The 12,209-nt window shown below is 60.8% G+C and carries 13 protein-coding genes; 8 read left to right on the forward strand and 5 right to left on the reverse strand.

The window, feature by feature from the left end:
* Positions 1-3: 3 nt before the first annotated feature.
* Both BLV47_RS30940 and ygfZ read right to left on the reverse strand, forming a co-directional pair.
* A complete protein-coding gene (locus tag BLV47_RS30940) occupies positions 4-825 on the reverse strand; it encodes an HDOD domain-containing protein (protein WP_092320338.1) in 822 nt (273 codons plus the stop codon).
* 37 nt (positions 826-862) lie between these two features.
* Positions 863-1,804, reverse strand: a complete 942-nt coding sequence (gene ygfZ, locus BLV47_RS30945) for a CAF17-like 4Fe-4S cluster assembly/insertion protein YgfZ (RefSeq protein ID WP_092320339.1) — start codon at positions 1,802-1,804, stop codon at positions 863-865.
* 149 nt (positions 1,805-1,953) lie between these two features.
* Between ygfZ and BLV47_RS30950 the strand changes: the two genes are divergently transcribed.
* Together BLV47_RS30950 and BLV47_RS30955 are read left to right on the forward strand one after the other, a co-directional pair.
* On the forward strand, positions 1,954-2,208 hold the full coding sequence (locus BLV47_RS30950) for an FAD assembly factor SdhE (RefSeq protein WP_016963899.1): 255 nt from the start codon (positions 1,954-1,956) through the stop codon (positions 2,206-2,208).
* A complete protein-coding gene (locus BLV47_RS30955) occupies positions 2,192-2,644 on the forward strand; it encodes a protein YgfX (RefSeq protein WP_092320340.1) in 453 nt (150 codons plus the stop codon). The genes BLV47_RS30950 and BLV47_RS30955 overlap by 17 nt, the downstream gene beginning before the upstream one ends.
* On the opposite strand, the gene nadB is transcribed toward BLV47_RS30955, so the two are convergent.
* Positions 2,607-4,229 (reverse strand): L-aspartate oxidase, encoded by a 1,623-nt coding sequence (nadB, locus tag BLV47_RS30960; RefSeq protein WP_092320341.1) that lies wholly within the window; start codon positions 4,227-4,229, stop codon positions 2,607-2,609. The two genes, BLV47_RS30955 and nadB, sit on opposite strands and share 38 nt — an antisense overlap.
* 557 nt (positions 4,230-4,786) lie before the next feature.
* Here nadB and rpoE point away from each other — a divergent pair.
* The 4 genes from rpoE (at position 4,787) to BLV47_RS30980 (ending at position 8,607) form a co-directional block, all read left to right on the forward strand.
* Positions 4,787-5,368 (forward strand): RNA polymerase sigma factor RpoE/AlgU, encoded by a 582-nt coding sequence (gene rpoE / locus BLV47_RS30965; protein WP_007930230.1) that lies wholly within the window; start codon positions 4,787-4,789, stop codon positions 5,366-5,368.
* Positions 5,369-5,399: 31 nt separating this feature from the next.
* A complete protein-coding gene (locus tag BLV47_RS30970; protein WP_016963902.1) occupies positions 5,400-5,987 on the forward strand; it encodes a sigma-E factor negative regulatory protein in 588 nt (195 codons plus the stop codon).
* 8 nt (positions 5,988-5,995) lie between these two features.
* Entirely contained in the window at positions 5,996-6,952 is a 957-nt protein-coding gene (locus tag BLV47_RS30975) for a MucB/RseB C-terminal domain-containing protein (protein WP_092320342.1), read from the forward strand.
* A gap of 224 nt (positions 6,953-7,176) precedes the next feature.
* The gene (locus tag BLV47_RS30980; RefSeq protein WP_092320343.1) at positions 7,177-8,607 is read left to right on the forward strand and encodes a DegQ family serine endoprotease; all 1,431 of its coding nucleotides are present in this window, start codon (positions 7,177-7,179) and stop codon (positions 8,605-8,607) included.
* A 75-nt stretch (positions 8,608-8,682) separates the two neighbouring features.
* Here BLV47_RS30980 and BLV47_RS30985 read toward each other — a convergent pair whose 3' ends face one another.
* A complete protein-coding gene (locus BLV47_RS30985) occupies positions 8,683-10,116 on the reverse strand; it encodes a M48 family metalloprotease (protein WP_092320344.1) in 1,434 nt (477 codons plus the stop codon).
* A 232-nt stretch (positions 10,117-10,348) separates the two neighbouring features.
* Between BLV47_RS30985 and BLV47_RS30990 the strand changes: the two genes are divergently transcribed.
* Positions 10,349-10,588 (forward strand): sulfurtransferase TusA family protein, encoded by a 240-nt coding sequence (locus tag BLV47_RS30990; protein ID WP_092320345.1) that lies wholly within the window; start codon positions 10,349-10,351, stop codon positions 10,586-10,588.
* Between the two features lie 33 nt (positions 10,589-10,621).
* A complete protein-coding gene (locus BLV47_RS30995; RefSeq protein WP_092320346.1) occupies positions 10,622-11,692 on the forward strand; it encodes an AI-2E family transporter in 1,071 nt (356 codons plus the stop codon).
* A 35-nt stretch (positions 11,693-11,727) separates the two neighbouring features.
* On the opposite strand, the gene BLV47_RS31000 is transcribed toward BLV47_RS30995, so the two are convergent.
* Positions 11,728-12,201 carry a peroxiredoxin gene (locus BLV47_RS31000; protein WP_092320347.1) on the reverse strand — a complete coding sequence of 158 codons (474 nt, stop codon included), beginning with the start codon at positions 12,199-12,201 and terminating at the stop codon, positions 11,728-11,730.
* Positions 12,202-12,209: the final 8 nt, after the last annotated feature.

The raw sequence follows: 12,209 nt of genomic DNA on the forward strand, positions 1-12,209 counted from the left end.
GCATCAGTAGAGCATCGAGCGGGATGCTTGCAGATCGTTGCACATGGCCTGGTTTTCCGGGTCGATCCCCAGCCTCTTGAAGGCCGGCACGCTGAAGGCGTCGATCCGCGAGAGGGGGTGATCAGTGTCCTTGTGGCAGTACAGGGTCGCCACCTGCACCAGATCGACGTAGTCGATCCCGGCGCCCTGGCGGTCGAAGTGCAGGTACTGCCCGGGGATTGCCACCAGTTGCTCGGGGAACTCCCAGACTTGCAGCAGCTTGTCTCCCAGCAAGGGGTGGATACGCTCGATCACGTGGTTGAGGCTGACCGGATCGGACAGCAGTTCGTAATGGTCTTCGGCGTAGGTCAGGATCGGCAGTACGCCGATCTGGTGCACCAGGCCGCCCAGGGCCGCCTGGTCGGGCTTGAGCTGGGTGTAGCTGCGACACAGGGCATAGCTGACACCGGCCACTTCCAGGCTACGACGCCAGACGTCGTGCATCTTTTGCGCTACCACTTCGGAGCGGGCGTTGAAGATCTGCTCCATCACCAGGCCGATGGCCAGGTTGCTGCTGTAGTTGACTCCCAGGCGGGTGATCGCGGTGTGCAGGTCGGTGACTTCCTGGGTTGCCCGCAGCAGGGGACTGTTGACCACCTTGATTAGCCGTGCCGACAACGCGGTGTCGCGGCTTATCACTTTACTCAGGGTGCTGACGCTGATTTCCGGGTCTTCGGCGGCCTGGCGAATCTGCATGGCCACCTCCGGTAGGGTTGGCAGGACCAGGTCATCGTTGTCGATGGCCTCCACCAAATCCCGTTGGACCTTTTGCGCCAGCTCAGTCATTTCAGTTCTCTAGGGTGTTGCAGGAAAGGAGGAGCGATCAACGCTGGATTTCGCGATCGCGGTCCAGCTGATAAGGCAGATCCAGCAAGTGCAGGCTGGGCCCTTCAAGTGCCCCCAGGTGCAGGTTGCCGTCTTCCACCGCCTCGGCCTGCAATACGGCCAGCAGTTCCACCTGATCGGTTGCCCGGGCGGCCAGCACCACTTCACCGATGGCGCTGCCGTGGGTCGGGGAGAACAGCGGGGTGCCCGGGACGGGAAGCTCGCCTGTGGGCAAGGCAAGGCGGTACAGGCGGCGCTTGAGCTTGCCCAGGTACTGCATGCGGGCGACGATTTCCTGGCCGGTGTAGCAGCCCTTCTTGAAGCTGACGCCACCCACGGCTTGCAGGTTGAGCATCTGTGGAATGAACAGCTCGCGGGTCTGTGCCATGACCTGGCCGAGGCCGGCGCGGATCTGGCCCAGCAGCCACTGGTTGAGCTCGCCCTCGGGCAGTTGCGCGGCCAATTGCCGGGCCAGGTGCTCGGCCTGTTCGGCCGGGGCCCAGAGTTCGGCGCGGTCGCTGGACACGCGTATGGCTATCAGGTCGTCGGACCGGACCACGGCGCCGTCTTCCTGGGGCAGTTCGAGGCCCAGGCCGCTGAGGGTGGCGTCGCCGCCTGCAAGGCCGAAACGCACCCAGTTGGCGCTTTCGTCGCTGAGCTTGGCCTTGGAGAACACGGCGTACTTCTTCAGGTCGGCCAGTTGCGGCTCGAGCAGTTCACTGGCCATGGCCAGCAGGCAACCGTCACCTTGCACAAGGATGCGGAAACTCGACTGCATGCGACCTTTCTGGTTGCAGCGCGCGCCGAGGCTGGATTGGCTGTCGCTGAGGTAATTGAGGTTGCAGGTCAACTGACCCTGAAGGAATTTGCTGGCATCAGGGCCGCGGACGGCGAGGACGCCTTCGTGGGACAGGGGGCAGAAAAAAGCGGAGTCAGCCATGGTTCATCGCAGGGTAAAAAGTCTGGGGCACATCATAAGGGGGCGCCCCTGAAATGGATAGTTCACAAAGGATAGCCGGTGACCGACCAAAGCCGACTGTTCTCGTGTTCCCCGGGCTGTATACTTGCGCTCTATTTGAGGAGCGCTCCATGGTTGAAGATGTTGAACTGAATCGCCTCTACTGGCACAGCCGTCGCGGCATGCTTGAGCTGGACGTGTTGCTGGTGCCGTTCGTCAGGGAGGTGTACCCGCATCTCGATGAGACTGATCGCGAGTGCTATCGCAAGCTGCTGGAGTGCGAGGATCAGGACATGTTCGGCTGGTTCATGGAGCGCAGCGAGTCCGAGGACCCTGAGCTGCAGCGCATGGTTCGCATGATTCTGGACCGTGTCCAACCCAAGTAGCGTGTTCGAGTGCCGCTGGCGTGCTTCAAGGCAACTGCTGGCGGCCTACCTGATGGCCCAGGCACTCGCCGTGGCGGCCATTTTTCTTTTGCAGTGCGCACCTGTCGCCAAGTTCCTGGGGCTGTTGCTGTGCCTGTTGCATGCCGGTTGGGTGCTGCCTCGACAGATTCTCCTGACTCATCCCAGGGCGTTCACGGGCTTGCGGCATTCGGCACAGGGCTGGCAGTTGTGGAGCACGGCCAAGGGCTGGCAGGCGGTGCAGTTGCGCCCTGACAGCCTGGCGTTGCCGCTGATCGTGGTGCTGCGTTTTCGTGTGCACGGCGAACCGTGGGTGCGTGCTCTGTGTGTCCCGCGGGATGCGCAGGCGGCCGACGTGCATCGGCGCCTGCGGGTGCGACTCAAGTTCGGCCGGCGTAGGTGGGCGGCTGCAGAATAGTGTCCCGGGCCTCGGGCAACTGCAGCGGGTAGTCGAGTGTGTAGTGCAGGCCGCGGCTTTCCTTGCGTTCCATGGCCGAGAGGATCATCAGCTCGGCGACCTGGGCCAGGTTGCGCAACTCGATCAGGTCGCGACTGACCTTGTAGTTGCTGTAGAACTCGTCGATCTCATCCAGCAGCAGGCGCACCCGATGCTGAGCCCGTTGCAGGCGCTTGTTGGTGCGCACGATACCCACGTAGTCCCACATGAATCGCCGCAGTTCATCCCAGTTGTGCGCAATGATCACGTCTTCGTCGGAGTCGGTGACTTGGCTGGCGTCCCAGGCGGGCAGGGCGGCGGGAATCGAGACCTGGGGCAGTTGCTCAAGGATGTCGGCGGCTGCCGAGCGGGCATAGACGAAGCACTCCAGCAACGAGTTGCTGGCCATGCGGTTGGCCCCGTGCAGCCCGGTGAAGCTGGTTTCGCCGATGGCGTACAGGCCTGGCACGTCGGTGCGGCCCTGCTGGTCGACCATTACCCCGCCACAGGTATAGTGGGCCGCTGGCACCACCGGGATCGGCTGCCGGGTGATGTCGATGGAAAACTCCAGGCAGCGTTCATACACCGTCGGGAAATGGCTTTTGATGAACTCGGCCGGCTTGTGGCTGATGTCCAGGTAGACGCAGTCAATCCCCAGGCGCTTCATTTCGTGGTCGATGGCCCGGGCGACGATATCTCGCGGAGCCAGTTCGGCCCGAGGATCGAAGCGCGGCATGAAGCGTTCGCCATTGGGCAGCTTGAGGTGGGCGCCTTCGCCGCGCAGGGCTTCGGTGATCAGGAAACTCTTGGCCAGCGGGTGATACAGGCAGGTGGGGTGGAACTGGTTGAATTCCAAGTTGGCTACCCGGCAGCCCGAGCGCCAGGCCATGGCGATGCCGTCACCACAGGCGCTGTCGGGGTTGCTGGTATAGAGGTAGACCTTGGCCGCACCGCCGGAGGCGAGAATCACGAAGCGTGCGCCGAAGGTGTCGACTTCGCCGGTGCTGCGATTGAGCACATAGGCCCCCAGGCAGCGATCGCCTTCCAGGCCCAGGCGCTTTTCGGTGATCAGGTCGACGGCGACCCTTTGCTCCAGCAGCTCGATGTTGGGGTGTTGTCGGGCCTGGGCCAGTAAGGTCTTGAAGATCGCCGCGCCGGTGGCGTCTGCGGCATGGATGATCCGCCGGTGGCTATGGCCGCCTTCGCGGGTCAGGTGGAACTCGAAGCCGCTTTCATCGCTGCCGGCGTCTTCGTCGCGGGTGAAGGGGACGCCTTGGTCGATCAGCCATTGGATGGCTTCGCGGCTGTGCTCGACGGTAAAACGCACCGCATCTTCATGGCACAAGCCGCCGCCGGCATTGAGGGTGTCATCGACGTGGGACTCGACGGTGTCGGTATCGTCCAGCACGGCTGCTACACCGCCCTGGGCCCAGTAGGTCGAGCCGTTGGCCAGGTCGCCCTTGCTCAGGACGGCAATACGCAGGTGGCTGGGCAGGGTAAGGGCCAGGCTCAAGCCGGCGGCGCCGCTGCCAATCACCAGAACATCGTGTTGAAACTGTTGGCTCATTTAAAGGATTCCGCTCAAAGCGACCCAATACGGGGTTGGCGCAAGACGCCTGAATCGGCGAGTCAAGGCAGCCACACAGCCCACTAGTATATAGAGGGGTGGATCGGCACAATAGTCGCGCCTTCATGGCGTTGTGCGACCTCGCTGAGCAAAAGCGTTGCTCTCGACCAGCCTCTACTCGCGGCGTTCCAGCTTCCGCGCGGGCTGATCGAAGAAGTAGGGCGGTTTTTCTCTTCACCGTTACACAATCTTCGTTTGGCACAGCTATAAAGATTGGGAACTTTTGCCAAGGCCCCAAACTCAATAGAAGGTTGCCTGAAAGAAGGGACAGCGTCGGTTCTGGCCAGGGTTTGCAGTCTGTTCCTTGTGACAGAAATCGACGACAGGATTATTCGCGCAGCCGGCCTCGCCCGCGCTGCGTTTTTCGTGCGTGCCGGATCAGAGCCCGCAGGAAACTTGCTTGGAGGGGGAGAACTTTTGCGAAAAGCCCGAGTCTATGTTTGCAAGCCTGATCGATTAGTGATGCAAGCCTCCTCCGAGCTTACCGAGGAGTGTTCATGCTAACCCAGGAAGAGGATCAGCAGCTGGTCGAGCGCGTTCAGCGTGGCGACAAGCGAGCGTTCGATCTGCTCGTGCTGAAGTACCAGCACAAAATTCTCGGGTTGATCGTGCGTTTCGTGCACGACACCCATGAAGCCCAGGATGTCGCACAAGAAGCCTTTATCAAGGCTTACCGTGCACTAGGTAATTTTCGGGGGGACAGTGCGTTTTATACGTGGCTGTACCGTATCGCCATCAACACGGCGAAAAACTATCTGGTTTCACGCGGCCGTCGGCCGCCGGATAGCGATGTCAGTTCCGAGGATGCGGAGTTCTATGACGGCGATCATGGCCTGAAGGATCTCGAATCGCCGGAACGCGCATTGCTGCGGGATGAGATCGAAGGCACCGTCCATCGAACCATTCAGCAACTACCTGAAGATTTGCGTACAGCCTTAACTTTGCGTGAATTCGATGGTCTGAGTTACGAGGACATTGCCAGCGTCATGCAGTGTCCGGTGGGTACCGTGCGCTCCCGGATTTTCCGCGCTCGGGAAGCCATCGATAAAGCCCTGCAGCCGTTGTTGCAGGAAACCTGAGACAGCGGCGACAGCCAAGAGAGGAACCGCCATGAGTCGTGAAGCCCTGCAGGAATCGCTGTCCGCGGTGATGGATAACGAAGCGGACGAACTGGAATTGCGTCGGGTATTGAATGCCGTCGACGAAGTGGAAACCCGTGAAACCTGGGCTCGTTATCAAATCGCCCGGGCAGCCATGCACAAGGAGTTGCTGCTTCCACGTCTGGACATTGCCGCTGCCGTTTCTGCAGCCCTGGCCGATGAAGCTGTACCGGCCAAAGCGTCTCGTGGGCCTTGGCGCAGCCTGGGTCGTCTGGCAGTTGCTGCGTCCGTGACCGTAGCGGTACTTGCTGGCGTACGTCTGTATAACCACGACGAGATCGCTGGTGTTGAGCTCGCTCAGCAAGCGGGTCAGCCAACCCTGGCTGCTCCACAAGTCAAAGGCCCTGCCGTATTGGCCGGCTACAATGAAAGCTCGGAAGCCACCGGCCCCATGGCCAATGGCGTATTGCAAGGGCAGCCCGGCTGGCACGACCAGCGTCTGCCAAGCTACCTGCGTCAGCATGCCCAGCAAGCTGCACTCAAAGGCACTGAAAGCGCGTTGCCTTATGCCCGTGCGGCGAGCCTGGAAAACCGCTAAGGAGGATCATGCGCGCCATACCTCTAATCTCGCTTCTGCTCAGTGGCTGGTTTGTGGTTCCAGCCCACGCCGACGAAGCCCAGGACTGGTTGCAGCGTCTTGGGCAAGCCGAACAGCAGCAAAGCTTTCAGGGCACCTTCGTTTACGAGCGTAATGGTAGTTTTTCTACTCATAACATCTGGCATCGTGTCCAGGATGGGAAGGTCCGTGAGCGGTTGATCCAGCTCGACGGTTCCGCTCAAGAGGTTGTGCGCGTCGATGGTCGTACCCAGTGCGTCAGCGGTACGCTGGTGGCAGGGTTGGGGGATGCACCGGACTCTGCGGCGCGTGCCCTGGATCCGCAAAAACTCAAGAATTGGTATGAGCTTGCCGTTATCGGCAAGTCGCGCGTGGCCGGGCGCGAGGCAGTGATCATTGCGGTCACGCCGCGAGACCAGCACCGTTACGGCTTCGAATTGCACTTGGATCAGGAAACCGGCTTGCCGCTCAAGTCCCTGTTGTTGAATGAAAAGGGGCAACTGCTTGAGCGCTTTCAGTTCACTCGCCTGGACACTGCAGATGTCCCGGATGACAACGAACTGCGTGCAGGCCCGGAATGTAAACCAGTGCTTCTGGACAGCGACAAGGCCTCCGCGATCAAGAATACCCGGGTCTGGCACTCCGACTGGTTGCCTCCGGGGTTCGAGTTGACCAGTAGCAGCGCCCGCAAGGATCCGCAAACCAAGTCCGTGGTCAACAGCCTGCTGTATGACGATGGTTTTGCGCGTTTTTCCGTGTTCCTCGAGCCGCTAAATGGCGAGGCGGTCACCGACACTCGTTCGCAGTTGGGGCCGACTGTCGCCGTGTCGCGACGACTGACCACCCCAGAAGGCGAAATGATGGTCACGGTGGTCGGGGAAATTCCCATCGGCACCGCCGAACGTATCGCCCTGTCCATGCGTTTCGATGCCACCACCCAGCAATGAACCTTTATTGGTTGTGTAAGAGGTCGATCATGGCTTATCCACAATTGAGAAGATGAAATGTTTGGTGAGCAATTTCATTTGCAAAATCCACCAAGTTTTTTTATAGGTCAGAACCCCCTCGGTTCTGACCTTATTTGTCGTTCCTGGAGCGAAATTGCCACCCCTGTCGTTTCGGCATTTGCTGCTCCATATCGCTTAACCACGCTCGTCGTAACGGGAGCCGTATGTCGATACCACGCTTGAAGTCCTACTTCACTATTCTTGCCACCGTACTGGTGCTGGGGCAGGCCGTGTCTGCCCAGGCAGCCGAGTTGCCTGATTTCACCCAACTGGTCGAGCAGGCCTCGCCTGCGGTGGTGAACATCAGTACCACGCAGAAGCTGCCTGATCGGCGGGTTTCCAACTCAGCGCAGATGCCCGATCTGGAAGGCTTGCCGCCAATGCTGCGGGAGTTCTTCGAGCGCGGCATGCCTCAGCAGCGCTCTCCGCGCGGCGACCGCCAGCGTGAAGCGCAATCCCTGGGGTCGGGCTTCATCATCTCCCCGGATGGCTACATCCTCACCAACAACCACGTGATCGCCGATGCGGACGAGATCCTCGTGCGCCTGGCCGACCGCAGCGAATTGAAAGCCAAGCTGATCGGTACCGACCCGCGCTCCGACGTGGCGCTGCTGAAGATCGATGGCAAGGACCTGCCCGTGCTGAAACTGGGTAAATCCCAGGATCTCAAGGCCGGTCAATGGGTCGTGGCCATCGGTTCGCCGTTCGGCTTTGACCACACCGTGACCCAGGGCATCGTCAGCGCCATCGGTCGCAGCCTGCCGAACGAAAACTATGTGCCGTTCATCCAGACCGACGTGCCGATCAACCCGGGCAACTCCGGTGGCCCGCTGTTCAACCTGGCCGGTGAAGTGGTGGGGATCAACTCGCAGATCTACACCCGTTCCGGCGGTTTCATGGGCGTGTCCTTCGCCATCCCGATCGACGTGGCGATGGACGTTTCCAATCAGCTGAAAACCGGTGGCAAGGTCAGTCGTGGTTGGTTGGGCGTGGTGATCCAGGAGGTCAATAAAGACCTGGCTGAGTCCTTTGGCCTGGAAAAACCCGCCGGTGCACTGGTGGCGCAAGTTCAGGATGGCGGCCCGGCAGCCAAGGGTGGCTTGCAAGTGGGCGATGTGATTCTCAGCCTCAATGGCCAGCCCATCGTCATGTCGGCGGACCTGCCGCACTTGGTGGGCGCGCTGAAGGCCGGGGCCAAGGCCAATCTGGAAGTGATCCGCGAAGGCAAGCGCAAGAACGTCGAGCTGACCGTCGGTGCTATCCCTGAGGAAGACAAGGACCTGAGCATGCTGCCCAAGTCCGGAGTCGAGCGCAGCAGCAACCGTCTCGGCGTGGCCGTGATCGAACTCAACGATGAGCAGAAAAAAGCCTTCGACCTCAAGGGTGGCGTTGTCATCAAGGAAGTTCAGGATGGCCCTGCTGCCCTGATCGGCCTGCAACCAGGCGATGTGATCACTCACCTGAACAACCAGGCGATCACCACAGCCAAGGAGTTCACTGAGATTGCCAAGGCGCTGCCGAAGAATCGTTCGGTGTCCATGCGTGTTCTGCGTCAGGGGCGAGCCAGCTTCATTACCTTCAAGCTGGCCGAATAACCCGCCAGCCTTAAGGAGTGCCCAATAAAAAGCCCGCCTCGTATGAGGCGGGCTTTTTTATGGTCCCGCTCAAGGTCAGCGCATCATGTCCTTGACCATCTGTTCCTGATCCATCATCTCGCGCTGACGCGCATCGATCCTTGACGACAGGGGGAAGTTGCTGCCGGCCCGGCGCTTGGCAAAGTCCAACTGCTGGATGGCCTGGCGATAGTCACCGACCAGGGCGAAGTACTCGGCCCGGGCCTGGTGCAGGCCGATGATGTTGCCGGACAGGCCGCGGGTTTCTGCAACCAAGTACCAGACGTCCGGGTCATCCGGGCGACTTTTCAGCAGGCTTTCCAGGGCTTTTTCTGCATCCGCCGGGCGGTTCTGCTTGAGTAGAAGGTCTACCCGGACCTGGTTCAGCGGATAGTTTCCGGGGTAAAGGTTAAGCATTCGCTCGACCCGACTTTGCGCATCCGGCAGGCGGCTGTTGGCCATGTCCAGCTCGATCTGGGCCAGGTTGTAGGTGATGTCATTGGGCGACTTGGCCAGCAGTGGCTTGAGGTTTTCCCGAGCCTCGTTCCATTGGCTGCCCTTGATCTGGGCGATGGCCAGGCCGTAGCGCGCGATGTCGTTCTTCGGGTTTTCGTCGAGCTGGGCACGAAAGCGCTTGGCGGCCAGGCCCGGGGACTCTTCATAGTTGAGTTGCACCCGGGCGCGAATCAGTTGATAGCGCAGGCTGTCTTCGGTGCCGCCTTGCTTGGCCTGTTCGGCGCGGTTGCGGGTGTCGGCGATCCGCGATTCGGTGACCGGGTGGGTCAGGAGGAATTCCGGCGGCTTGGCATCGAAGCGGTACTGGCGCATCAGGCGCTCGAACATGGTGGGCATCGAGCGCGGATCGTAGCCGGCCTTCTCCAGATTGAGGATGCCGATACGGTCGGCTTCCTGCTCGTTCTGTCGGGAGAAGCGTCGCTGTTCCTGGATCGCCGCAGCCTGGGTGCCGGCGATGGTAGCGATCCCGGCATCCCCGGCACCGGCGGCGGCGATCACGATCCCGGCCAGCAGTGCGGCCATCATCGGCACCTGCATGCGTTGCTGGGCCTCGACGCCGCGGGCGAAGTGCCGCTGGGAAAGGTGCGCCAGTTCGTGAGCCAGTACCGAGGCATATTCGCCTTCGGTCTGGGCGTTGAGAAACAGCCCGCCGTTGACTCCGACAATCCCGCCGGGAGCGGCAAAGGCGTTGAGCTGCGGGCTGTTGATCAGGATGAACTCCAGGCGACGGTCATTGACCTGGCTGGTTTCCACCAGTTTGTAGACGCTGGTTTCGACGTAGTCCTTGAGTTGCGGGTCGTTGAGCTGAGAAACCTGGCTGCGCAGCAATGCCAGCCAGGCGCGGCCCAACTGGTATTCCTGTTGCGGCGAGACGATGGCTGAACTGGCATCACCGAGTGACGGCAGGTCGTCGGCGAAGCCCGGTGAGGCGAGCAGGCAAGCGAGCGTCAGCAGGGTAGGGCGCAGTAAATTCATGCACAAAGCCTTAATCGACAAAGGCTCTACTTTAGCTGGCCGCTGGTCCGGGGACCAGACAAAGGCGCTGAAAACTCTGCGGACCCCGGGTGCTTTCTGGCAAATTCCAGCGTCTATCCCATGAGCCCTTTGCCAGAGTGGTGCTGTTGTTTGGGGGCGGGCGTGTTTATTGCCGAAGGCTTTGCCTTGCAGGGTATTCTAGGCGCCTGAATTCACGATCGGAGTCAGTTCAATGACTGATGTTGTCGCCCATGATGCCGAGCTGGATGCCAGCGGGCTCAATTGTCCGCTGCCGCTGCTCAAGGCCAAGATGGAACTCAATCGCCTGGCCAGTGGCGCGGTGCTCAAGGTCATTGCCACCGATGCCGGGTCCCAGCGCGACTTTCGCACCTTTGCCCGCCTGGCCGGTCATACCCTGCTGCGCGAAGAGGACGATGCCGGGGTCTATCGTTACTGGCTGAAAAAGGCCTGACGGCCGCTCACCGATTTCATCTAAGGATCATTGATGTTCAAAGTGCTACGCGACTGGATACAGCGCTACTTCTCGGATGAAGAGGCGGTGGTGCTCGCTGTCCTGCTGTTCCTGGCCTTTACTGCGGTACTGACCCTGGGCGGCATGCTGGCGCCGGTGTTGGCGGGCATGGTCCTGGCGTACCTGATGCAGGGGCTGGTGGTGAGCCTGGAGCGCCTGCGCCTGCCCGGCGGGGCGGCGGTGGGGCTGGTGTTTGCCTTGTTCATGGGCTTGTTGCTGGTCTTTATCCTGGTGGTGGTGCCGCTGCTCTGGCACCAGTTCGTCACCTTGTTCAACGAGCTACCCGGGATGCTCGCCAAGTGGCAATCGCTGTTGCTGCTGTTGCCCGAGCGTTACCCGCACCTGGTGTCGGATGAACAGGTGCTGCAGGCCATTGAGGTGGCCAGGGGCGAGATCGGCAAGTTCGGGCAATGGGCGTTGACCTTCTCCCTGTCCAGCCTGCCGTTGCTGGTGAACATCATGATCTACCTGGTGCTGGTGCCGATCCTGGTGTTTTTCTTCCTCAAGGACCGGGCAATGATCAGCCGCTGGGTCATCGGCTATCTGCCGCGGGAGCGGACCCTGATTACCCGGGTCGCCCACGAAATGAACCGGCAGATTGCCAATTACATTCGCGGCAAGGTCATCGAGATTGTCATCTGCGGCGGCGTCACCTATATCGCCTTCGTTGCCCTGGGCCTCAACTACGCGGCGTTGCTGGCGCTACTGGTAGGTATTTCGGTGGTGGTGCCTTATGTCGGCGCAGTGGTGGTGACGGTGCCGGTGGCGCTGATTGCGCTGTTCCAGTGGGGCTGGAGCGATCAGTTCATTTATCTGATGGCGGTCTACGGGATCATCCAGACCCTGGATGGCAACGTGCTGGTGCCGTTGCTGTTCTCCGGCGCGGTGAACCTGCACCCAGTGGCGATCATCTGCGCGGTGCTACTGTTTGGCGGGCTGTGGGGGTTCTGGGGGATTTTCTTTGCAATACCCCTGGCCACCTTGTTCAAGGCGGTGCTGGATGCCTGGCCAAGGAAAGACCCGGCGGTGGCGCCTTTACTCTAGATACGCGGGGCGGCTATTCAGCCGCCCCGGTCATTTCAGGCCTTGTTCAGGGCCTGGGCCGCGGCCAGTACGGCGTCGACGTGGCCCGGAACCTTCACCCCGCGCCATTCCTGGCGCAGTACACCGTCCTTGTCGATCAGGAAGGTGCTGCGGTCCACGCCCAGGTATTCCTTGCCATAGAGCTTCTTCAACTTGATCACGTCGAACAACTGGCAGACGGCTTCGTCCTTGTCGCTGATCAGCTCGAAGGGGAATTCCTGCTTGCACTTGAAGTTCTCGTGGGATTTCAGGCTGTCGCGGGAAACACCGAAGATTTCGGTGTTGGCAGCCTGGAAGGCGGCGTATTGATCGCGAAAGCCCTGGCCCTCTGTGGTGCAGCCCGGGGTGCTGTCCTTGGGATAGAAGTAGATCACCACTTGCTTGCCCTTGAGACCGGACAGGCTGATGGTCTGGCCGCTGGTGGCAGGGGCCTGGAAATCGGCAATAGGTTGATCGATAGCAACGGCCATGGGGCTTC

The organism is Pseudomonas saponiphila (assembly GCF_900105185.1).
Lineage (GTDB): Bacteria > Pseudomonadota > Gammaproteobacteria > Pseudomonadales > Pseudomonadaceae > Aquipseudomonas > Aquipseudomonas saponiphila.